The following is a 22,334-nucleotide window of genomic DNA, read 5'->3' as shown; positions in this document are numbered from 1 at the left end:
CTCAGTTCTCCAGCACCGCGCGCAGGTCCCACAGGGCACGCCAGGTGGCCGACCCCTGCTCCGCGCGCCTGCGCACCGGCCCGTCCCAGTACCCCAGCAGCCGTGCCGCGTCGGCGGGGTCGTCCTTCCGGACGACGCCGAGCAGATGGCCGGGCAGGAGGGAGAGCACGTCCCGGTCGCCCGGGAAGTAGGCGGCGGCCAGACCGAGGGCACCTGCGACGGAGACCGCCTCCGCCGTGCTCATCACCGTGGAGGGGCGCTCGACCTCCCAGCCCTCCACGGAGCGGCCCTCGCGCAGGTCCCGGAAGGCGATGACCAGCGCTTCGAGGACCGCGTCGTCCACCTGGAAGGCGGCACCCACGCGTTCGACGGCCGCCCGCGACTGGCGCCGGACGAGCGCGGTCTCGGCGTCCACGTCCGCGATGGGGCCCACGGTCTCGAAGTTGAAGCGCCGCTTCAGCGCGGCGGACATCTCCGAGACGCCCTTGTCCCGCAGGTTGGCGGTGGCGATGAGGGTGAACCCGGGCGCCGCGTGCACCTGGGCGCCCTCGCCGCCCGCGAGTTCGGGGACCGCGATCCGCCGCTCGGAGAGCAGCGACACCAGGGCGTCCTGGACCTCCGGCAGACAGCGGGTGACCTCCTCGACGCGGGCGACGGCGCCCCGTGTCATGGCGGCGAGTACCGGGGAGGGCACCAGGGCCTGTTCGGTCGGTCCCTGGGCCAGCAGCAGCGCGTAGTTCCAGCCGTACTTGAGCTGGTCCTCGGTGGTGCCCGCAGTGCCTTGCACGGTGAGCGCACTGGTCCCGCAGACGGCCGCCGACAGCAGCTCGGAGAGCATGGACTTGGCGGTGCCCGGCTCGCCCACGAGGAGGAGTCCGCGCTCGCCGGCCAGGGTCACCACGCACCGTTCGACCAGGGCACGTTCGCCGACGAACTTCTGCTCGATCACCAGACGGGTCGGCACCCCGGCTCCGGGCCGGGCGCCCTTCGGCAGGGCCAGTGCCTCGCCCGCACTGCCCATCACGAAGGTGACGACGGCGCGCGGGGTGAGCAGCCAGCCGGGCGGGCGGGCTCCGGAATCGTGGGCGGCGAGGAAGGCCAGCTCGGTGGCGTACCGGTCCTCGGGCGGTGTGACCTGGCGCGGCTCCCGTCCGGGAGCCGCCGTGGGGTGCGGGATGCCGCCCGTAGTGGTGCTGTTCACGGTGGTCGTGGTGTCGTTCGTCATCGGCGGCGGCCCTTCCGGGGTGCGCGGGTGTCCAGTTCCTCGAAGGCGGGGGCGTCGCCGCCGCGGACCCGTGCCCAGGCGGCTGCGAACAGCTCGGGCACGGGGAGGTGGGGCAGGGTCCGGGCGGACCCTGCCACGGCGTACAGGCGTTCCTTCCAGGTCTCCAGCGGCAGTCCCGGTGCTCCGCGTTCGAGCCAGCCGCAGGGAAGGAACAGGGTGCGGCCGGCGCGGGAGCGCTTCGCCTCCACGACGAGGTCAGTGGCGGCGAGTTCCGCCCGGGCCTTCTTGACCCGGGCCGGCTTCCACTCGGTCCAGCGGACGCAGTTGCGGTCCGTCGGGTCGGGCAGGGCGAGCAGCATCAGGTAGAGGGCGGCGGCGTCCGCGCTCAGGCCGAGGACGTCGGCGGCTTCGGCCACCAGGTCCGGCACCGCACGCGTCGGGTCCTGGGCCGGGTGGTGCGGGGAGCCGTCGGGCGTGCCCGCCGAGACCAACGCGACGCTCTCCTCTCCCAGCAGGGTGCGCAGGGCGAGCAGATCCCCGGTGCCGTAGGGGCCGACGGTGCCCTCGACAAGGCCGAACGCCGGGTCGTCGGGGCCCGCCAGACCGGCTGGGCGGATCAGGAGCTTCTCGTTGTCGGCGTAGCCGGGGGCGAGGAGCAGGGCCGCGCCGGCCCTGACCAGACCGTCGGCATCGGCGCCGCCGGACTCGGGGAGTCCGTAGGCGGCGCGGACCACGGGACCGATCGAGCCTCCCGACTCGGCCCATTCCAGACCGAGGTCCAGCACCAGGTCCGGGTCGGCGAGGCGGTCCCGCAAGGCGGTGAGCCCGACGGGGAGGTGCGCCCGCAGGGGGTGCCCGTACGGCAGCGTGTAGGCGAGGGTGCGCAGGGCGGTCAGGGCCGAGAAGACCGCGCCTCGTGCGCCCGTCCGGCGCAGGCCCGGGCGGCCGGATCCGTCCGGGACGTCGGTGCCGTGGGCGAGCCAGGTCCGGGAGCCCGAGTTGAGGATCAGGTCGACGGCGTCCGCGGTGGTGCCCGACAGGTCGAGATCCAGTTCCTCGGGGACGCGGACGAGGGAGGCCAGGCGCTTCTGCCACACCTCGGCGGCGGCCCGGACGTCGGGGCCCGTGGACCACAGCTCGGCCGGGTCGGCGGGCAGCAGTGCCTGGAGCACCGCGTGCCGGTCGTCACGAGGCAGGGCGTCCAGCCTCGACTGGGCCGCCTCGAAGACACGCGTCTTCACTCCGAGGAGCGCGAGCGACTCGGCGCCGGGCTCCTTGACGGCCGCCGACAGCAGGGCACTGGCCTGGAGGGGACCGATGCCGGTGGCGGTGTGGAACGCCTCGGCTGCCTCCTGACGCCAGGGGGCCGGGCCCTGCTCCCGTACCAGGGCGATGAGCCGGGTGAGCCGGTCGCGGTCGATGCCCTGTCGGTGAACCTTCTCGTGGTCCAGGGTGAAGCCGGGGACGGGGCCGAAGGCTCCGGTCGGGTCGTGGTCCAGGGCGAGCCAGCGTACGGCGTCGTTACGGGAGTTCCATCCGCGGCCGGCGAGGACCACGATGGTGCGGGCGCCTCTGCGCAGCACCTGGCCGAGGCGGTGCACGGTCTCGGGGCGCCCCGATCCGGTCGTCCCTCGGGAGATCGGCTCGACGAGTTCCACCTGCCTGACGGTGCCCGCCGGGTCGGCCAGCGGGCCTGCGGCGAGGGTCTCCAGGAATACGAGGAGCCCGGTGCGGTGCTCGGGGGAGGTGGTCGCCGAGGCAGCCCGGTAGGCCAGTTCGGGCAGGTTGTCGAGAAGGTCGGTCCAGGTCAGGGAGTTAGCGGGCACGGTGTACTCATCCCGCTGCCACCCGTCCACGGGGGTGAACGGGACCTGGGACAGGATGGGTGGGCCGAAGGCCGGCTCGCCGCCGAAGACGTGGTTGACGGCAAGGATCTGCCGGATCACGGTCCATCCGCGCCCGGCTCCCCACCAACCGCCCCGCATCTGCTCGGAGTCCCAGGCCGAGGCCGACTGCAGGGTCTCGTCGTCGCCGTGCTCGGGCTCGTGGTCGAAGAACATGCCCTTGGTGCGCGCGGTGTTCCGGGGCGTGGCCGGCTCCACGGGCTTGGGCGGTTCCAGGTAACGGGCGGCTGCGACGGCCCGGTCCACCGCGTTACGTGCGAGCGCGGTGACGCCCGCGAGGAGCCGTGCGTCGGACACCTCGGGCAGCACCCGGGCCACCGCTTCCTGGCTCAGCTCCTGCGCCGAGGGGCCGGTGTACTCCTTGACGGCCCGGAACGCCTCCAGGTGACGGGCCACCGCGGCGGCGACCTCGTTGAACAGCTCCCCCGCCCGGGAGTCCGGCAGGTTGCGCAGGACGGCGGATGCCCGCTCGTCCCTCGGGCGCAGGGCGTGCCAGTAGGCGACGGGAGACACATAGGGGGTACCCGCCGCGTCGCTCCCACCGCTGGAGCCGGGGGTGACGGACCACAGGTAGCCGCCGGTGCCGTCGGTGTCCGCCGGGTACGCGTCGACGGACCGGTGGCGCCGGGCCACGACCGGCCGTGCCCCACCGGGCAGGGTGAGGGCGCCGAGCGGCACCGGCCAGTCGCCGCCGGGCAGCGGGTACGGCAGGCTGACCGTGTGACCGTCGGGGGTGCCGGCGACGATCCGGTGGCCGTCGGCGGGGGCGGCCGTGCCGGGCTCGGTGACCGTGCGACGGATCCAGCGGCCGAGGACCGTGCCGTCCGTGCCGAAGGGGGTGGTCTCCAGACCGGGCTGGAGCGGCAGCACCTGGCAGTGCTCGGTGAGCAGCCGGGAGCCGTCCCGCACCCCGGAGCGGAGGAAGGCGGGGAGGGATGCGCGGCCGTGCGTGCCGCCGGCCGGGTCGTACTCCAGCCACACCCGCTCCGTGCCCTGGTGGCCTTCCCGCCAGAGACCGGTGCCGTCGGAGATGACGGCGCGCTGAGGCGGGAGCGAGGTGTCGCCCGCGTGCAGGGCCTTGCCACCGGTGGCGCGGCCGCCGCCGGGCAGCGGCAGGCAGACCTCGTCCGAGGGACCGGAGCCGCCCCAGCGGGGGATCTGCTCGCCGCCGACGGTGAACACCTCGGCGGGACGGTGCGACCAGTAGCCGTGCAGCGTGCCGTCCTCCCACCAGACGACCAGCAACTCGCCGTCGACGTAACGGAAGGCGAGCTGCCGCCAGTGGTCGACGGTGGCGGGCAGCCGCAGGGTGTGCCGCAGCAGAACGCCTTCCGGGCCGACGACGACAGCCCGTTCGAACGTGTTGAGGATCAGTGCGGGCCAGGCGCCGGTGACTCCGACGTCCTTCGACCGGTGGCGCTGCTGATGCGTGGCGGCGGCGGCCTCGGCGGCCAGTTCGGCGTAGGTCTCGTCCAGCGCGGACCAGCCCAGTTCGTCGAGGATGCCGGTACGCAGGGTGGAGGCGAGCAACGGCACGACATCGTGGGCCCCGATGAGCCGCACGGCTTCCGGGGCGACGTCCGCGACGACGGTACGGAACGCCGAGAGCCTGTTGAGAGCGGCGTTCAGCGCGGGGAGCCCTCGCGCGGCCACGTACTCCTCGGCGCGGCCGGTGAGCCACTCCCGCAGGATCACGGAGAGCACGGGGTGCGCCGCCAGTTTCGCCATGCCGGCGTCGCTGAGCCCCTGGCCGTGTCGTTCGCCGAGGCCGCCGACGTTCCGGCTCAGAAGGGCGCGGAAGACCGGCTGTCCGGCGACGGCGGTGAGATCACGTGCGCCGGGCGCCTTGTCGATGAGCCACGGGCCGACCGGGACACCGGCGGGCTGCGCGGTGCCCGTGTCCTGGTCGTCGGGCTCGGCGACGGGGACGCCGGCAGCCAGGCAGAGGTCGAGAAGGTCCAGGTCGGCGTTGCGCTGCCAGCGGCCCTGGAACAGTTCGACGGGGCGCCCGTCGGTGCGCAGCCGGTCCGCCATCCGGGCGGCCAGGTCGAGGGTCTGCGGGCTGCGGCCCGCGGTGGCCCGATGGCGCCGGCGGTGGGCCTCCCAGCGGGCGAGCCAGTCCGCCGGTGAGACGGACGGATCGCCGACGGAGGAATCGGAGGGAGCGGCGCCGGAGGTGTCCGGGAGAGCCGTCAGCAGGTCTTCTGCGCCGGACTCGGCCAGCAACGCGAGCCAGCCGCTTTCCCCGTCCGAGTCCCCGCCGCTCTCGCTGAAGCTCTCCGGGAAGAAGCCGAGCAGCCGGGCCCGCACGGCCGCGTCCCGTCGGGCGAGTGCGACGAGCGCGGAGCGGTAGGCCGTCCAGAAGGAGGCGGGGGCGCGGACGACTCCCGGGGAGCCGATCAGATCGGCCACCAGGTCGTGTTCGGCGGCCTCACGGTCGAGCCCGGCGGCCTTGACCAGCGCGCGCACGTCCTGCGGCAGCGCCGCGTACGGTGGCATGCCGGCCGCGCAGCGCTCGACCAGCAGACGGCGGTACTGCGCCCAGGCGTCCGCCGGTGCGAGCCGGGCCACCAGGTCCCGTACGTACTGGCGCAGCGCCTTGACGGTCAGTGCGCCGGAGAAGGCGAACTCCAGGAAGACGGCCCGCTGCCGGTCCTCGTCCACTGCCAGCCCGTGCACCCGCTCGGCCTCGCGGGCCTTGCCGAAGAAGGTGGCGGCGTAGCTGGTGTTCTCCGCCTGGAGGAAGAGACGTGCCACCTGCTCGTAGTAGGTGGGCAGGAAGTGGGGCACGGCCCGGCCGAGCCGGGTGCCGAGTGCGTCGAAGCCCTCCTTGGCCGCTCCGGCACGGGTCTTGGCCTGCCGGCCCAGCCGCTCGATGTCCTTGACCAGGGCCAGGGCGTGGTGCCCGTTGGCCGGGTCGTTGACCAGCGCCCAGGCCGGGAAGCCCAGTGTCTCGCGGCGCACCTGGCCCACGACGGGGGCCTCGGCGGTCCGGGCCAGCCCGAGGAACTCCAGGGCCAGATCCTCGGCTTCGCCGAGGGTGCCGGGCACGAGCCGGACCACGGGGCGGTCGCCGAGGGCGGTGTGGGTGTAGGTGCGGGCGGTCAGCGCGTCTGCGTCGTCCCGGTCGGTGGTGGAGGCCGGGAGGATCGCGCCCGCGTCCAGCAGAGCCGCCGCGCGGACCCCGTCGGCGAGGGCGGCAGTGGTCTCTCCCCGGTCCTGGGCGGGCAGGAACGCTGCGCCGGCTGCCGTCGTGTTCTCGTTGGTGTTCGTCGTCGTGGTGCTCATGCCGCCCGCTCCTCGTCCTCCACGTCGCGGCCGGCGTAGAGCGCCGCCGCCATGCGCATGCCCTCGGACCACGTGACGGGGCCGACCTCGGCGGCCGTCAGCGAGCGCCCCGAAGGGTCGGTCCAGCCCAGAGGGCCCGTCTCCGTGCCGTACTCGTCGTATCCGTCGTGCTCGCCGATCCAGATGCGTGCCTCGGCGGTGGCGCCGTCCTCGACGACCGGGCAGACCGCGTATCCGCCGCGTGTCCGGTACCCGAGCTGCGTGACACGGCCGTGCAGGAAGCGCAGTTCCTTGAACACCCCGCCGGCGTAGGTGTCCACGGAGGTGGTGTCCGCAGCCAGGCCCGGCGGGCGGCGCCACACCTCGCGGAACAACTGCTCCACGTTCTGGCGCACCCCCAGCTCGACCGCGAAGTCCCGCAGGTCGTCGAGGTCGTCGAGGAGGACGGGGTGGGGCACGCTGACGACGTCCGGAGTGATGCGGACCGTGTCGCCGTCCAGGTCGACCAGGCCGAGGCCGCGGTCGGGGTCGACATCGCGCAGGAATCCGGCGACCCCGCCGTCCGCACCGGTGACCACGACGTCCCGCAGGGCCGCCTGCCAGGACGGGTCGGGCCAGACCCGGGCGAGCACGGCCGTGGGGACGGGCAGTGAACGCACCATCCACTGCTCGACGTCGGTCAGACACCGGTGTGCGTGCCGATCCAGCCACTCGGTCAACTGCCGGAGCCCGACTACGGCCGGGTCGTCCTTCAACTTGGCCGGGACGGACTTCAGCCGCCGGCCCTTCCCGTTGCGGCAGACCACCTTGCCCGCCTCCAGAGCGACTTCGTAGTCACCCGCCTGAACCCACCCCATGCGCTGTTCTCCCCGTCGTTCCGGACAGCCGCCGAACCGGCGGCACGCTGATGAAACCCGCCGACGGCAACGCACCGTGACGAGTGGGAGAGACTCTAGGCGCCGCCTGTGACAATGAGGCCGGCTCCCTCCGCTTCGTCGCACGGACCCGCGCCGCGAAAGGGGCAGCCGGGCCGTGCCCGCCGTCCTGACGCGGCCGGCGACGCCAGTAACCCGACGGCCGGAGCCTTTCGTTCGGAGCGGGCCGGATCAGGGAGCGGGGTCCGGCGCGTGCAGCCGCAAGGCGGCGGAGGAAGTCACCGCGGACCATCGGCAAGGCACGGGACGCACCGGACTCACCGAACGCACCGGACTCACCGAACGCACCTGACTCACCGAACGCACCGAACGCACCGGACGCACCGAACGCACCGAACGCACCGAACGCACCGAACGCACCGAACGCACCGGCCCGAGCAACGCCTGAGGTGCTCTCAGCCTTCCAGGCGGGCCTTCCAGATCTCTTCGCTCGGCCATTGCCGGGCCCAGTCCGCGGGAACTTCGGCGTAGTCCCTGTGCGCCGGCCGGGGCGCCTGAACCTCGATCAGGTCCTCAACGACGAAGCCGCAGGACCGCAGGAGACGGATCATCTCCCCGTGCGGCAGGATGAACTGCACGTGATTCCCCGAGTCCAGCCGGGTCAGCCCGAACTGGCGGCGAAGCAGCGTGGTCGACGCCGGCCCTTCGGACGGTACGCACAGCGCGAACAGCGCCGAGTACCGCATGAAGACCAGTTGGCCTCCGGGCACCAGCAGCCGGGCCGCCTCCGGGATCCATTGGTACGGGTCACACCACAACGAGGCGCCGTACTCGCTGATGGCCAGGTCGAACGTGTTGTCCGCGCAGGGCACCGTCTCGGCATTGCCCAGGAGGAGGGGGAAGTCGATGCCGAACTCCGTCTGCATCGCGCGCGCGGTGGCGAGCTGCTGCTCGGAGACGTCGATCCCGACCGGGAGCGCTCCTCCTCGGGCGAGCCAGGCCGACACATAGGCGGTCCCACAGCCGAGTTCGATGGCGCGCATCCCGGCCAGGCCGTCCGGAAGCAGGGAGACCTGGGACTCGGGAGTGGCCCACAATCCCCAGCGTGGCTCTTCCTGCGCCCAGTGGTCGCGGGCCAACGGCCCGTGCCAGGCGGCCGCCTGCTCGTCCCAGTACCGTCGGTTCTGTTCCAGATGGTCCCCGGGGCTGCCATGAGTCATGGAGGCATTCGATCGAAGCGGCCGGTGTTCCGGCAACGGAATTACGGCTGCACGGGAGTCCGTCCCGCTCTCCTGCGGCCCCCGACAGGCCGGTGTTCGCGCGGGCCGGGATCAACGTCCGCCGAGTCCTGCGGACTACGGCGTCTGCCCTCACCGCACGAGGGAGCCGTGCCCGGAACGACCGGGTACAGTGCGCGCCGGCAGTCCGGATACCCGAGGATGGAAAGCGTGACCGACACCAGCGAAGCCCGATCAGCGGACGGTTCGGCGCACACGACCCAGCAGAGTCGACTGCGCCGCCTGATGCGCTACATCCCTTTGATCGCCCCCGTCCTGCTGTGGGCGGTGCCCTGCTGGGTGCTGCTGCACGCCGGCCAGCACTGGCCGCTCCCCGTGGCGCTGGGAGGCACGGCCCTGTTCGTCCTCGGTCTGGTCGCCATGCCGCTCGCGATGGCGCGCGGTCATGGCCGGCGACAGCAGGACTGGGCGGCGATCATCGGAGACACCCTCCTCGGGGCAGGCTGGGTCCTGTTCACCTGGTCCGTGCTGCTCGGCGTCCTGCTGCGTACCGCCCTGACCGTGGCGGGCGTGGGCGACGGCCAGAACCGGGCCAGGATCGTCACCTGGGCGGTGCTCGGCACAGCCGCCGTGCTGCTCGCCTGGGGGTACGCCGAGGCCCGTCGGGTGCCACGGGTCCGCGAGCTCGACGTGGAACTCCCGCGCCTGGGGGCCGGTTTGGACGGCACGCGCGTCGCCCTCATCACCGACACCCACTACGGTCCGCTCGACCGCGCACGCTGGTCGGAGCGGGTCTGCGCGAAGGTCAACAGCCTGGAGGCCGACCTGGTCTGCCACACCGGCGACATCGCGGACGGCACCGCCGAACGCCGCCGAGCCCAGGCCGTTCCGCTCGGCACCGTGCAGGCCACCCGGGCCCGGGTCTACGTCACCGGCAACCACGAGTACTACAGCGAGGCCCAGGGCTGGGTCGACCTGATGGACGAGCTGGGCTGGGAGCCGCTGCGCAACCGTCATCTGCTGCTCGAACGCGGCGGCGACACCCTGGTGGTCGCCGGCGTGGACGACGTCACCGCCGAGTCCTCCGGCCTGGCCGGTCACCGTGCCCACCTCGCCGGAGCCCTGGAAGGCGCCGACCCCGACCTGCCCGTCCTGCTCCTGGCCCACCAGCCCAAGTTCGTCGACCGGGCCGCGGCGGGCGGCGTCGACCTCCAGCTCTCGGGTCACACCCACGGCGGACAGATCTGGCCCTTCCACCACCTGGTCCGCATCGACCAGCCCGCCCTCGCCGGCCTCAGCCGCCACGGCACCCGCACCCTCCTCTACACCAGCCGCGGCACCGGCTTCTGGGGCCCGCCCTTCCGTGTCTTCGCCCCCAGCGAGATCACCCTTCTCGTACTCCGCTCACCGCAGCGGTCTTCCGAGCCTCCCGTATGAGCGCGGTCGTCGACGGTCAGACCTGTTCGAAGTGGAACGCCTTGATGAAGCAGTCCCGGGGCTGGGCGACGGCGAAGAGGATGCACTCCACGAGTGACTGCGCGGTGAGGTCGTCCTGGGCCTCGCGCGGCGTGGTCTCCCATGCCTCGGAGAGCGGGTCAGGGTTGGCGAAGTCGGGCGGGTAGAGGGAGATCACCCGTACCCCCTGGGGCCGCAGGCGCTTGGAGAGGATCTCGGCGAACCCCGCCTGGGCGCTCTTGGCCGCGTAGAAGGCGTCGTGCGCCTCCGAGCGCTGATGGCCCGCCGCCCCGCAGGCGGAGACCATGGTCACCACGTCCGGCTTGTCCGAGTTGAGCAGGAGCGGGAGGAAGTTCTTCACCGTGAGAACGGTTCCCGTGGCGCCGGACGCGATCGTTTCCGCGATGTCGGCGTCGGAGGCGGATTCCAGGTCCGGGCCTTCGAGGTAGCGCGAACCGTTGTTGATCAGCACGTCGATGTGATCAGTACGCCGGGCGACCTCGGCAGCGAAGTCCCGGATCGATGCGGGGTCCGTCAAGTCGCAGGCGAAGGCATGGACCCGCTGGTGCCCCCGTTCGCGCACCTCGTCGCGCACCCGCTCCGCCGCGGCGAGGGTCCGGGCGGAGAGGAAGACCTCGGCCCCGAGATCCGCGAGACGGATGGCCAGGGTACGGCCGAAGTCACGGCCGGCGGCCGTGATGACCACGCGGTGGTTGTCGAATCCCATGGCGTCACTCCTGCTCGGTGGGGTTGCCTGCCGGTTCCTGGGCCCGGCCGTTCTGCTGACCGGTGCGGTCCGGGGACCGCACCGGCCGGCCCCGCAGGGCCGGGCCTGCGTGCCGGTGCGGCGTTCGGCTACCGGCCGGCCCCGCCACGGCGCAGCCGGTCACCCCCTCGGGCCGGTTCCGACAGCCTGTCAGGACCGATTGCGCCGCGAGCCGACAGGACGTGACCCGGACCGCCGCGGGCAAGGGCCGTGACGGATCCCGCGTCACAGCGCCTCGTTCCCGGCCCCGGACGGGCGAACATCGGGCGGGCGGGTCAGCGCAGTCCGGCGAAGAGATCGTTCTCGGGTACGGGAGCGTCCGTGGTGTCCTTGACGCGCACGAAGGTCTCCATGCCCATGAACTCGCCGAACCTCTCCTTGCCCATCTTGAGGAAGAAGATGTTCTCGCCCTGGCTGGCGTGCGCGGCCAGGGCGTCGAACTTCTGACCGCTGAACGCGGTGGTGTCCACCCAAGTGGTGATCTCGTCGTCGGGAAGGCCGATCTCGGCCATCGCGGCGGCCTCGGCGGGGTCCGGCTCCGGCATGTCCTCGTGGAACTCGCGCATGATCTCGCCGAACCGCTGCATCCCCGAGCGGGGCATCGTCGTCCAGTACACCTTCGGTGTCAGCCCGGTCATCTCCAGCGCCGCCGTCGTGATGCGGTTGGCCTGGATGTGATCGGGGTGACCGTAGAAGCCGTTCTCGTCATAGGTGACGACCACATCGGGCCGGTAGTGGCGCATGAGCTCCGCGAGCCGGGCGGCGCCTTCCTCCACGGGGGTCCGCCAGAAGGAGCCGGGGGCGTCGTTGCTCGGCCAGCCCATCATTCCGGAGTCGGCGTAGTCCAGCATCTCAAGATCGCTGATGTTCAACACCTCACAGCTCGCCTCGAGTTCCTGTCGGCGCATCAGGGCGACGGCCGCCGGATCGTGTCCGGGGTCGCCAGGCTTGGCGCCTCCTTTCCCGTCGCCGCAACTGCCGTCGGTACAGGTCACAAGAACGGTGCGGATGCCTTCCGCCGCATACCGCGCGAGGACTCCTCCCGTTCCGGTGGCCTCGTCGTCGGGGTGTGCGTGCACTGCCATGAGCGTCAAAGGCCGGTCAGTCATGAAGGAGTCCTTCTGCAGAAAGTGCGTATCGGTACGAGTGTGCGGCGGGTACCGCGATCCGGGGGGCGTCCCGGCGGAGCGGACGACCTTGCGGCCCCCGTGTCTCCCCACCCGTGCGACGCCGGTCCCCCGCTCGTTGCAACCGTTCCGGACGGGCCTGCTGTTCCCGGCCGGGCGTCCGGTCCGCATCGGTCGCTGCGGACCGGCACCCTGAGGTAGTCCCCATCGGTCCGGCGGTGAGCGTAGCGGGTGGCCAGGGCTCGTACGGTGGCGGTCCAGCCGGTCCGGTGACCGATACGGCCGGTGTGCAGCCCGTGAGGCACACCGGGCCATTCCCGGCGGCAGGTCACGGCGGCCATTCGCGGCGGCCGTTCGACGCGATACGTACCGTATTGCACTATATTTCCGTTTCGACGGGATCATGGGGCATGGGAGTTCACTCGGCCTTTGAACGGGGGTTACCGAACGACGAGCGGGCGCGGGCCCCTTCGCGGCCTACAGCTCCTCCGGCGTACAGACGAGGGAAGTCATGAGCAACGCAGAGACCAGCACGCCGGCCGCCACCTCCGGTGACCGGCCCGCGGCCAAGCTGACCCTGGTGACGCTGACCGCGATGGTGGTCGGCTCGATGGTCGGGGCCGGGGTCTTCTCGCTGCCGCGCCGCTTCGCCCAGGAGACCGGAGTGGCCGGGGCGTTGATCGCCTGGGCGATCGCGGGCACGGGCATGCTGATGCTCGCCTTCGTCTTCCAGACGCTCGCCGTGCGGAGGCCCGACCTGGACGCCGGGGTGTACGCGTACGCCAAGGCCGGGTTCGGCGAGTACCTCGGGTTCTTCTCCGCGTTCGGCTACTGGGCGAGCGCCTGCGTCGGCAACGTCACGTACTGGGTACTGATCATGTCGACGATCGGCGCGATCTGGCCCGCGCTCGGTGACGGCGACACGTTCCTCGCCGTCGTCCTCTCCTCGGTCGGGCTGTGGGCGTTCTTCCTGCTGATCAGGCGCGGCGTCAAGGAGGCGGCGGCGATCAACAGAATCGTCACCGTGGCCAAGGTCGTGCCGATCCTGGTGTTCGTCGTCCTCGCGCTGTTCTACCTCGACACGGATGTGTTCGTGGACAACTGGGGCGGGGCCGACTACGCGGGCTCACTGTTCAACCAGGTCCGCGGGACGATGCTGGCCACGGTCTTCGTCTTCCTCGGCGTCGAGGGCGCCAGCGTCTACTCCCGGCACGCCAAACGGCGGGAGGACGTCGGCAGGGCCACGATTCTCGGCTTCCTCAGCGTCTTCGCGGTCTTCGCCTCCGTCACCATCGTCTCGTACGGCATCATGCCGATGGCCGAGATCGCCGAGCTGCGCCAGCCGTCCATGGCCGGTGTGCTGGAACACGCCGTCGGCACCTGGGGCAAGGTGTTCGTCAGCGTCGGACTCATCGTCTCCGTGCTCGGCGCGTATCTCGCCTGGACGCTGATGGCCGCGGAAGTGCTCTTCGTCGCCGCCAAGGACAAGGACATGCCCCGGTTCCTGGGCCGCGCCACCTCCGAGGACGTGCCGGTCCCCGCCCTGCTCATGACGACCGCCCTCAGTCAGGTCGTCCTGGTCGTCACGATGTTCTCCGACGACGCGTTCAACTTCGCGCTCGACCTGACCAGTGCCCTGAGCCTGATCCCGTTCCTGCTCGCCGCCGCGTTCGCCGTGAAGATCTGCTTCGGACGCGAACGGGCGGAGACCTCCGGGCGGAGTACCCGCCCCGAGGTCGTGGTCGCCGTCGTCGCCACGGTGTACACGGCCTTCCTGCTGTACGCGGCCGGGCTGAAGTTCGTCCTCGTCTCCTTCATCCTCTACGCCCCCGCGACGTTCCTGTTCATCAAGGCCCGGCGCGAGCAGAACCGACGGCTGTTCTCTCCCCGTGAGGCCCTCATCTGCGCCGTCTCGGTCGCCGGTGCCGTGATGGGCGTGATCGCCCTGGCCGTGGGCTGGATCGAACTGTGACCCGTACCCGACCCGTGCCGTACCCGATCGAAAGGCGCACTGCGATGAGTTCAGATCCCACTCCCGGACCGGCCCTCGGCGTTCACTCCGAGGTCGGCAGGCTCCGCAAGGTGCTGGTGTGCGCGCCCGGCCTCGCCCACCGCCGGCTCACCCCGACCAACTCCGACGACCTGCTCTTCGACGACGTCATGTGGGTGGAGAACGCTCAGCGCGATCACGCGGACTTCGTCGACCAGCTGACCGGTCACGGGGTCGAGGTCGTCGAACTGCACGAGCTGCTCGCCCGGACCATGGACATCCCCGAGGCCAGGAGCTGGCTCCTGGACCGCAAGATCGTCGCCAACGAGGTCGGCCTCGGGCTCATCGACGACACGCGCGCCTTCCTGGACTCGCTGGACTCCCGGCAGCTGGCGGAGTACCTCATCGGCGGGCTGTCGACCGCCGACCTGCCGGCCGGCTTCCGCTCCGGCTACGTGGCGCTCGCCCGCGAGGCGACCGGGGCGCGGGAGTACCTCATGCCCCCGCTCCCCAACACCCTGTACACCCGTGACACCACCTGCTGGCTCTACGGCGGTGTGACGCTGAACCCGCTCTACTGGCCCGCCCGGCACGGCGAGACCCTGCTGATGAAGGCGGTCTACACCTTCCACCCCGACTTCAGGGACAGCGTGGTGTGGTGGGGCGATCCCGAACAGGACTGGGGCCAGGCCACGTTCGAAGGCGGAGACATCATGCCCGTCGGCAACGGGGTCGTCCTGATGGGCATGAGCGAACGCACCTCCCGCCAGGCCATCACCCAGGTCGCCGCCTCCCTGTTCCGGAACGGGGCGGCCGAGCAGGTCATCGTCGCCGGAATGCCCAGGCTCCGCTCCGCCATGCATCTCGACACGGTCTTCACCTTCGCCGACCGGGACATCGTGACCCTCTACCCCAAGATCATGGACGCGGTGCACACCTTCTCGCTGCGCCCGGGCGACAAGGGCGCGGGGGTGGAGATCATCGATGAGGGCTCGGCACCGTTCGTCGACGTCGTCGCCAAGGGGCTCGGTCTGCCCGGGCTGCGGGTGGTCGAGACGGGCGGCGATGTGTACGCCTCCGAGCGGCAGCAGTGGGACAGCGGCAACAACGCCGTCGCGCTGCGGCCCGGCGTCGTCTTCACCTATGACCGCAACACCCAGACCAACGCGCTGCTGCGCAAGGCGGGCGTCGAGGTCATCACGATCGTCGGCGCGGAACTCGGCCGTGGGCGTGGTGGCGGCCACTGCATGACCTGCCCGCTGATCCGCGAGCCCGTCGACTTCTGATCACGGCCGGCGGATGCCGTGCCGGTCCCGTGCCGCGCTCAGGGGGTCGCCGCGGAGACGACGTAGACGACCGGTGCCGCCGGGTCGGTCATGTTGACGGTGATGTCCTGCGTGGGGCGCGGGTCCTTGTTGGTGTGCGTGGTGCCCGCCCACGACGGGCCGCCGTTGAAGTACCAGCCCGCGATCTTCATGTCGCGCTCGCCGACGGTGAGCTTGCCGCTCTCCAGGGCGGCCCGGCCCGTGCCCACCTGGGTCAGGAACCGGTCCAGGCCGTTGGACGTCGTGCGGAACTGCACGTACATCCGGCTGGCCTTCCAGTTGTTGGTCTCGTAGTACTGGACCTCCACGGCGTCCTTGGGGATCGGCACCTCGAAGATGCGGCGGAGCATCCGTGACGGCCAGCCCCCGCGGAGCCCCTGAGCCGCCGCCTCGGCGGCCTTGTCCTGGCCGGAGCGGCGGCTCTGGCCCGCGGAGATCAGCAGATAGCCGGCCGGGATGCCGATGAGCAGCACGATGATGGTCGCCGTGATCAGGCGCCGGCGGATGGTCCGGCGCCGGTCTTCCGGCGTCGGGTCCTCGCCGGGCGGCGGGGACTGACGCGGCACGACGGGGTGCTCGGCTGCGGTCATGGGTGCGGGGATCCCTAGGAAGTGCGGGTGTTACGCGTGTTACGGATGGTGCTGGCGGCCTGGTCGTAGATCTGGGCGTACCGCTCGTACCGCTCGACGCGCCGGCGGTTGGTCCGCCGGAAGCGGCGGGCCACCAGTCGCGCGAGGTCGGCCGCGCCGACCATACCTGCCTCGGGGCCGAGCTGCGCCTTCGCGATCCGGGCCTCGGGCCGGTAGCCGCGGCCGGTGAGGTGGCGTTTGAAGGCGTCCCTGGCCGGTCCGATCAGGAGGTCGTCGGCGGCGCTGACACCGCCTCCGATGACGAAGCAGGAGGGGTCGAGCGCGGCGGCCAGATTGGCGATGCCGACGCCGAGCCACTGACCGATGTCCTGGAGGAGCTCGATGCACATCGCATCGCCCTCGCGGGCCAGTTCGGTGATGAGCGGTCCCGTGATGTCGGGGATGTTGCCCTTGACCCGCTCGATGAGTCCGTGGGCGACCGGGGAGTCCGCCGCGGCCAGTTCCCTGGCCTCCCGGACGAGTGCGTTCCCGGAGCTGTACTGCTCCCAGCAGCCGCGGTTTCCGCAGGGGCAGCGGTGGCCGCCGGGCACCACCTGCATGTGGCCGAACTCACCGGCGACGCCGTACTTGCCGCGCTTGACCTGGCCGTCCTCCAGGATCGCGCCGCCGATGCCGGTGCCGAGCGTGATCATGACGAGGTGGTCCTCGCCGCGGCCGGCGCCGAAGCGCCACTCGGCCCAGGCGGCGGTGTTGGCGTCGTTGTCGACCATGACGGGGACGACGAGCCGGGAGGCGATGGCATCGCGCAGGGGCTCGTCACGCCAGGCCAGGTGCGGGGCGAACAGGACCTTGGAGCGGTCCGCGTCGACCCAGCCGGCTGCGCCGATGCCCACCGCGTGGACGTCGTGGCGGTCCGAGAGGTCCAGCACGAGCTCGACGATGGTGTCCTCGACGACCTTGGGGCTCTTGGACTTGTCGGGCGTCTCGGTGCGCAGGGTCTCCAGGATGTTGCCGTCGGCGTCGACGACGCCGGCCATCACCTTCGTCCCCCCGATGTCGATGCCGACCGTGGGCACCCGCGGCGCGGTGAGGTGCGAGCGCCGCTCCCTGGTGCCGACGGTCCGCAGGACGGTGGCGCGGGCGGAGCCGCGGTGCGTGAAGTCGCGGTACGTGCTCATCGTCCCTGCGGGGTCTGGGGGGCCGGTTCGTCGTGCTCCCGGCGGTGGACGGTGCCCACCGGTGTCGATTCTGCCATTGCCGGTCCCGGTCCGTACGTCGACCTGCCTGCCGCCCGGAACCCGGCGGGCCGGACACCGGTCCCGTCGGGCGCCGGGCAGGGGTTGTGGACGCGGTCACCCCGAGGTGCCGTCCTGGGGTCGCTCGTGCGGACCGGGCCGGACTCGCGGGGTCCGGCCCGGTCCGAACGAGGGACCCTAATCCCGGGGGCCGCCCAGCGGCCCGGGCCCGGGGGCGCGCTCCAGCTCGTGGCTGAGCTCCTCCAGCTCGCTGCCGCCCGCCATCTGGCGGGTCAGCTCGTCCAGCGTGACGCCGGCCTTGGTGTGGCTGCCCGCCATGGCGCCCCGCTTGAGCAGCACGAAGCGGTCACCGACGAGGTAGGCGTGGTGCGGGTTGTGCGTGATGAGGACCACGCCGAGTCCCGCGTCCCGGGCGGCGGCGACGTACTTGAGCACCACCCCGGACTGCTTGACGCCGAGCGCCGCGGTCGGTTCGTCCAGGACGAGGACCTTGGCACCGAAGTGGACGGCCCGCGCGATGGCGACGCACTGGCGCTCGCCGCCGGACAGCGTGCCGATGGGCTGGTCGACGTCGCGCAGGTCGATGCCCATCCGCAGCAGCGCGGAACGCGTCGTCTGCCGCATCAGCCGCACATCCAGACTCTTGAACGGCCCGGTGCCCTTCGTCGGCTCGGAGCCGAGGAAGAAGTTGCGCCAGACCGGCATCAGGGGGACGACGGCGAGGTCCTGGTAGACCGTGGCGATGCCCCGGTCCAGGGCGTCACGCGGGTTGGCGAGCGTGGTCTCCTCGCCATCGATCAGGAAGGTGCCCGCGTCGTGCCGGTGCAGCCCTGCGATGATCTTGATCAGGGTGGACTTGCCGGCGCCGTTGTCCCCGAGGACACAGGAGATCTCGCCCGCGTGAACCTCCAGCGAGACGTCCTGGAGTGCCTTGATGTTGCCGTAGAACTTGCTGACGTGGTCCAGCTCGACCAGTGCCCGCCGGCCGGTGTCCGTGGGCCCGCTCGATTCCTTGGGGGCCGTCATTTCGTCGCCTCCGCGCGCTTGCGTACCCATGCGTTGAGCAGGGTGGCCAGGAGCAGCATGGCTCCGAGGAAGAACTTGAACCAGTCCGGGTTCCACTCCGCGTACACGATGCCCTTGCTGGTCATGCCGAAGATGAAGGCACCGACCGCCGAGCCGATCGCGGAGCCGTATCCGCCGGTGATCAGACAGCCGCCGATGACGGCCGCGATGATGTAGATCAGCTCGTTGCCGACGCCCTCGCCGGACTGCACCACGTCGTAGCTGAACAGCAGGTGCTGTCCGGAGACCCAGGCCGCGAAGGCCACCCCGAGGTAGAGGCCGATCTTGGTCCGGATCACGGGGACGCCGACCGCGCGGGCCGCGTCGGCCTCGCCGCCGACGGCGAAGATCCAGTTGCCGAAGCGGGTGCGGATGAGGATCCAGGTGGCGATGGCGACGAGGACGGCCCACCACAGGATGGTCACCTTCAGCTCGACGCCGCCGACCGTCCAGTGCGAGGCGAAGACCTTGCGGGCCGAGTCGAAGCCCTCCATGTTGCCGATGGTCTTCGTCGAGACGGTCCCGCTGATCAGCTTGGTGAATCCCAGGTTGAGGCCGGTCAGCATCAGGAACGTGCCGAGCGTGATGATGAAGCTCGGCAGTTTCGTCCGCGTCAGCATGAAGCCGTTGAAAGCACCGATGGCCAGCGTGACCAGCAGGGACACGAAGACGCCGACCCAGACGTTGGCCGTCATCTGGTAGCTGAACATCGACGAGATCAGTGCGGAGCTGGTGACCATCACGCCCGCGGAGAGGTCGAACTCGCCGCCGATCATCAGCAGCGCCACCGGCGCCGCCATGATGCCGATGGTGGAGGCCGCGTAGAGCACCGTGCCGAAGCTGGTGGCGCGCAGGAAACTGTCGGCGACGATCGCGAAGAAGAGGAAGACGGCCAGCGCGCCGACCACCGAGCCGAGCTCCGGGCGGCCGAGCAGCCTGCGCAGCGGTGAGACGCGCACCAGCCGCTCGTCCGCCACGGCGGAGGACGTGCCGGGCCCCGCGCTCATCGGGTTCCCCGGTCCGCGTACTCGGCGAGCTGCGCGGCGTCGTCCGAGGTGATGACCTGCGGGCCGGTCAGGACCGGGCGGCCGCCGCCGAGCACGTTGCGGTTGTAGCGGTAGAGCCAGAGCAGGTCGACGGCCTCGTACCCCTGGAGGTAGGGCTGCTGGTCGACGGCGAAGCCGAGGGTCTTGGCCTGGAGCTCGGCGGCGACCTTGGCGTTCAGGTCGAAGGTGTCGATCTCGGCCTTGCTGCCTGCGGTCTTCTTCGCCTGGACGGCGGCGTCCGCGAAGGGGGCGCCCAGGGTGACGACCGCGTCGATGTCCTTGTCGGCCTGGAGCTTCGCCTCGATGGAGGCCTGGACGTCGGGCATGTTGGTGCCCTCGACGTAGAGGTTCTGCATCTGGCCGTCGAAGGTCTTCTTCGCGCCGGCGCAGCGCTGCTCGTGGCCGACGTTGCCCTGCTCGTGGAGGATGCACAGGGCCTTCTTGCGGCCTCGTGCGTTGAGCTCGTCACCGACGGCCTCGCCGGCGATCGACTCGTCCTGGCCGATGTGGGTGAGCGCGCCGTACGCCTTCGACTCGGCGGAGCCCGAGTTCACCGTGATGACCGGGATGCCGGCCTTGACGGCTTTGGCCACGACGGCCTTCATGGCATCGGGCTTGGCGAGCGTGACGATCAGCCCGTCGACCTTCTTGTCGATGGCGGCCTGGACGAGCTGGGCCTGCTGCTGCGCCTCGTCGTTGTGCGAGTACAGGAAGTTGATGTTGTCCTTCTTGGCCGCCATGTCGGCGCCCTTCTGGACGATGTCCCAGAAGGTGTCGCCGTCGCCCGAGTGGGTGACCATGGCGAAGGTCCAACGGGGCGTGTTCACCGCGGACCGGCCCTCGGCGGCGGCCTGCTCCGCCCGTTCCTCCGCCCGCTTGCCGCCGGTGCTGCTGCATCCCATGAGGGAGGCCCCGAGCACCGCCGCAAGCACGGCGCCCATCGCACGTACCCCTGTCCGAACCCTTGCCACGACGCCGTGCCCTTCTTGTGCTGCTCGCTGTGCTGCTGGTGGAGCCGGGGCCATACGGTCCCGGCCCGGCTGGGCAAGTATCCCCGAGCCCGGGCCGCGCCCGCCCGGCAGGGGCGCGGCGCGTGTGTCGGACGGGGCGTGTACGGGGGCGGAGCGGCCGGGTGCGGCCGTCGTCACCGTACGGGTAGCCGAGAAGCCTGTGACACCGTACGAGAGCCGGGGCCCCGTGTCACCGTACGAGGAGCTGGAAATCGAAGGCGTAGCGCGTGGCGCGGTAGAGGTGGGAGGCGAATTCGACCGCTCTGCCGGTGTCGTCGTAGGTGGTGCGCTCCATCGTGAGCAGGGCGGCGCCCTCGCTCTCGCCGAGCGGGCCGGCCTCGTCCGCGGTGGCGAGGCGGGCGCCGACGGTCTGGCGGGCGCTGTGCAGGGTGATGCCCGCGCCGCGCATCATCCGGTAGAGGCCGGTGGCGGCCGGCCGTTCGCCGGAGAGGTCGAGGAGTCCGACGGGCAGGTGGTTGCGCAGGAGGGCGAGGGGTTCGCCGTCCGCCGCGCGGAGGCGCTCGATGTACTGCACCTCGGCGCCCGCAGTGACGCCCAGGGCCGCGGCGACGGCTGCCGTCGCGGGCCGCAGGTCGTTGGCCAGGACGGTGGTCGAGGGGTGCCGGCCGGCGGCTTCCAGGTCGTCGTACAGGCTGCTGAGTTCGAGGGGGCGCCTGACCTTGCTGTGCAGCACCTGGGTGCCGACGCCGCGGCGGCGGACCAGCAGGCCCTTGTCGACGAGCGACTGGATGGCCTGACGGACGGTGGGCCGGGACAGCCCGAGCCGCGCGGCAAGCTCGATCTCGTTGCCGAGGAGTCCGCCGGCGGCGAGCCTGCCGTCCGCGATCGCCGCCTCCAGCTGCTGGGCGAGCTGGTAGTAGAGCGGGACGGGGCTGGAGCGGTCCACGCCCAGGTCGAGGGCGGTCGCGTCGGCGGTGGATTTCGGCACGTCGGGAGCCTAACCCGCACGTCCGCAACTCCGGTAGTACGGTCGTCCTGTTGTCCGGACAGCATCACACTCGGTGACCGGACGGAGCCGCCACCGGCCAAACCGCCGAAGGCGCCCGCGATTTGTCAGGACATTCGATTGACATCGTCACGGGTGGACGGCACGTTGGAACCATGCGCATCGGACTCCTCGGCACCGGCCGGATCGGCTCCTTCCACGCGGGCGTCCTCGCCCGCCATCCCGCGGTCGAGGCACTGGTGGTGGCGGACGCCGAGCCGGCCCGCGCGGTCGCCGTCGCCCGCCGGACCGGAGCGCGCGCCGTGGCCACGGCGACGGAGGTGTTCGACGCCGGAGTGGACGCCGTGGTGATCGCCTCCGCCACCTCCGCCCACGCCGAGCTGATCGGCCGGGCCGCCCGCGCGGGACTGCCCGCCTTCTGCGAGAAGCCCGTCGCGCTCGACCTGGCGGGCACCCTCGGGGCGCTGCGCGAGGCGGAGCGTACGCAGAGCGTGCTCCAGCTCGGCTTCATGCGCCGGTTCGACGCCGGATACAGGGCGGCACGCGCGGCGGTGCGCGACGGTGCGCTCGGCAGGCTGCACACCGTACGGACGGCCACCTCCGACCCCGCGCCGCCGCCCGCCGCGTATCTGCCGCTCTCCGGCGGGCTGTTCCGGGACTGTCTGATCCATGACTTCGACATGGTGCGCTGGGTGACGGGCCGCGAGGTGACGCGGGTGTACGCCACCGGGTCGGACGCCGGGCCCCCGATGTTCCGCGCGGCCGGCGACGTGGACACGGCGGCGGCGCTGCTGACGCTCGACGACGGCACCCTCGTCACCGCGACGTCGACCCGCTGCAACGGCGCGGGATACGACGTCCGCATGGAACTCGCGGGCGAGACCGACCAGATCGCGGTCGGCCTCGACGGCCGCACCCCGCTCACCTCCGCCGAACCGGACGGCCCCGGCGCCCCGGCCGATCCCTGGCCGGGCTTCCTGGAACGCTTCGCCGCCGCGTACGAGGCCGAACTCGACGCCTTCGTACGCCTGGTGCGCGGTGAGACGGCCAATCCGTGCGACGGCCGGGAGGCACTGAGCGCCCTGCGGATCGCGGAGGCGTGCGAGATCTCGCGGCGGGAGCGGCGCGCGGTGGAGCTGACGGAGATCCCGTCCGCCTGACCCCGGGCGCGCGGAGGTCCCGTCCGCCTGACCGGGGCGCGCGGAGG

The 22,334-nt window shown here is 71.7% G+C and carries 16 protein-coding genes; 4 read left to right on the top strand and 12 right to left on the bottom strand.

Annotated features, from left to right (window positions below):
• Position 1 precedes the first annotated feature (1 nt).
• The 4 genes from OG446_RS31375 to OG446_RS31360 form a co-directional block, all read right to left on the bottom strand.
• On the bottom strand, positions 2–1,225 hold the full coding sequence (locus tag OG446_RS31375; protein ID WP_328897172.1) for an ATP-binding protein: 1,224 nt from the start codon (positions 1,223–1,225) through the stop codon (positions 2–4).
• Positions 1,222–6,417: a hypothetical protein gene (locus OG446_RS31370; RefSeq protein WP_328897171.1), complete on the bottom strand. Its 5,196-nt coding sequence runs from the start codon at positions 6,415–6,417 to the stop codon at positions 1,222–1,224. Before OG446_RS31370 ends, OG446_RS31375 begins: the two co-directional genes overlap by 4 nt.
• Positions 6,414–7,274 carry a DUF4132 domain-containing protein gene (locus OG446_RS31365; protein WP_328897170.1) on the bottom strand — a complete coding sequence of 287 codons (861 nt, stop codon included), beginning with the start codon at positions 7,272–7,274 and terminating at the stop codon, positions 6,414–6,416. Before OG446_RS31365 ends, OG446_RS31370 begins: the two co-directional genes overlap by 4 nt.
• Before the next feature lie 473 nt (positions 7,275–7,747).
• Positions 7,748–8,512 carry a class I SAM-dependent methyltransferase gene (locus OG446_RS31360; protein WP_328897169.1) on the bottom strand — a complete coding sequence of 255 codons (765 nt, stop codon included), beginning with the start codon at positions 8,510–8,512 and terminating at the stop codon, positions 7,748–7,750.
• A gap of 228 nt (positions 8,513–8,740) precedes the next feature.
• Between OG446_RS31360 and OG446_RS31355 the strand changes: the two genes are divergently transcribed.
• The gene (locus OG446_RS31355) at positions 8,741–9,967 is read left to right on the top strand and encodes a metallophosphoesterase (RefSeq protein ID WP_328897168.1); all 1,227 of its coding nucleotides are present in this window, start codon (positions 8,741–8,743) and stop codon (positions 9,965–9,967) included.
• Positions 9,968–9,983: 16 nt separating this feature from the next.
• Here the strand turns inward: OG446_RS31355 and OG446_RS31350 are convergent, their stop codons facing one another.
• Both OG446_RS31350 and OG446_RS31345 read right to left on the bottom strand, forming a co-directional pair.
• Positions 9,984–10,712 (bottom strand): SDR family oxidoreductase, encoded by a 729-nt coding sequence (locus OG446_RS31350; RefSeq protein ID WP_328897167.1) that lies wholly within the window; start codon positions 10,710–10,712, stop codon positions 9,984–9,986.
• A 314-nt stretch (positions 10,713–11,026) separates the two neighbouring features.
• Complete coding sequence (locus tag OG446_RS31345; RefSeq protein WP_328897166.1) at positions 11,027–11,860, bottom strand: PIG-L family deacetylase; 834 nt, start codon at positions 11,858–11,860, stop codon at positions 11,027–11,029.
• 529 nt (positions 11,861–12,389) lie between these two features.
• On the opposite strand from OG446_RS31345, the gene OG446_RS31340 reads away from it, so the two are divergent.
• Both OG446_RS31340 and OG446_RS31335 read left to right on the top strand, forming a co-directional pair.
• On the top strand, positions 12,390–13,850 hold the full coding sequence (locus OG446_RS31340) for a basic amino acid/polyamine antiporter (protein ID WP_328897165.1): 1,461 nt from the start codon (positions 12,390–12,392) through the stop codon (positions 13,848–13,850).
• Positions 13,851–13,894: 44 nt separating this feature from the next.
• Positions 13,895–15,154, top strand: coding sequence for an arginine deiminase (locus OG446_RS31335; protein ID WP_328897164.1), 1,260 nt, complete (start codon positions 13,895–13,897; stop codon positions 15,152–15,154).
• A 38-nt stretch (positions 15,155–15,192) separates the two neighbouring features.
• Here OG446_RS31335 and OG446_RS31330 read toward each other — a convergent pair whose 3' ends face one another.
• The 6 genes from OG446_RS31330 to OG446_RS31305 form a co-directional block, all read right to left on the bottom strand.
• Entirely contained in the window at positions 15,193–15,783 is a 591-nt protein-coding gene (locus tag OG446_RS31330) for a hypothetical protein (RefSeq protein ID WP_328897163.1), read from the bottom strand.
• 14 nt (positions 15,784–15,797) lie between these two features.
• Positions 15,798–16,961, bottom strand: a complete 1,164-nt coding sequence (locus tag OG446_RS31325; protein WP_123463723.1) for an ROK family glucokinase — start codon at positions 16,959–16,961, stop codon at positions 15,798–15,800.
• Between the two features lie 255 nt (positions 16,962–17,216).
• Positions 17,217–18,065, bottom strand: a complete 849-nt coding sequence (locus tag OG446_RS31320; protein ID WP_328897162.1) for an ATP-binding cassette domain-containing protein — start codon at positions 18,063–18,065, stop codon at positions 17,217–17,219.
• On the bottom strand, positions 18,062–19,111 hold the full coding sequence (locus tag OG446_RS31315) for an ABC transporter permease (RefSeq protein ID WP_328897161.1): 1,050 nt from the start codon (positions 19,109–19,111) through the stop codon (positions 18,062–18,064). The genes OG446_RS31320 and OG446_RS31315 overlap by 4 nt, the downstream gene beginning before the upstream one ends.
• Positions 19,108–20,121, bottom strand: coding sequence for a substrate-binding domain-containing protein (locus tag OG446_RS31310; protein WP_443050242.1), 1,014 nt, complete (start codon positions 20,119–20,121; stop codon positions 19,108–19,110). The genes OG446_RS31315 and OG446_RS31310 overlap by 4 nt, the downstream gene beginning before the upstream one ends.
• Positions 20,122–20,350: 229 nt before the next feature.
• The gene (locus OG446_RS31305; RefSeq protein WP_328897159.1) at positions 20,351–21,109 is read right to left on the bottom strand and encodes a GntR family transcriptional regulator; all 759 of its coding nucleotides are present in this window, start codon (positions 21,107–21,109) and stop codon (positions 20,351–20,353) included.
• 173 nt (positions 21,110–21,282) lie between these two features.
• On the opposite strand from OG446_RS31305, the gene OG446_RS31300 reads away from it, so the two are divergent.
• Complete coding sequence (locus tag OG446_RS31300) at positions 21,283–22,287, top strand: Gfo/Idh/MocA family protein (RefSeq protein ID WP_328897158.1); 1,005 nt, start codon at positions 21,283–21,285, stop codon at positions 22,285–22,287.
• Positions 22,288–22,334: the final 47 nt, after the last annotated feature.

The sequence above is a fragment of the Streptomyces sp. NBC_00236 genome (assembly GCF_036195045.1).
Taxonomy (GTDB): domain Bacteria; phylum Actinomycetota; class Actinomycetes; order Streptomycetales; family Streptomycetaceae; genus Streptomyces.
Note: the sequence above shows the minus strand (reverse complement) of the source record. Positions and strands in the feature narration are given on the sequence as shown.